The sequence below is a fragment of the Clostridium sp. DFI.1.208 genome (assembly GCF_024463855.1).
Lineage (GTDB): Bacteria > Bacillota_I > Bacilli_A > Erysipelotrichales > Erysipelotrichaceae > Clostridium_AQ.
This window is the reverse complement of record NZ_JANGCA010000215.1, coordinates 1-389: the sequence shown is the minus strand read 5'-3', so window position 1 is coordinate 389 and position 389 is coordinate 1. Positions and strand designations below refer to the sequence as shown.

General features: G+C 53.2%; 1 pseudogene. It reads left to right on the top strand.

The features are described from left to right. Positions 1 to 51: 51 nt before the first annotated feature. A pseudogene (locus tag NE665_RS24095) lies at positions 52 to 389 on the top strand (hypothetical protein); the annotation flags it as partial.

Below are 389 nucleotides of genomic sequence, written 5' to 3'. Positions count from 1 at the left end.
GATGTCGCAACCTATGAAAGAAAACAGTACGAGATCAGAGAGGAGTAAGGGATGGAAACAGAAGAGAAGAGAGCAGGGAAGCAGCGCAAGGGGATGATCTTCCTGATCGTCCTGCTCCTGCTTGCGGCATGTCTGGCGGGATGGTCCCTGTTGCGTGGTGGCTTTCGGTTCGACAGTGCAGCTGAGGATGGAAGTCTGGACGGACTGACGAAGGACCAGATCCAGGAGCTGATGAACAACAAGGTGGATGAGGGGATGCTGGCGATCTCGATCAACAGTACCCCGGTATTCGAGAATGGGAAGAGCAAGGGGACGCTGCGTATCGAAAATGCAGCGAACAACAACTACAACATGCGGGTGCGCATCGTGATCGATGATGGAGATAAAGA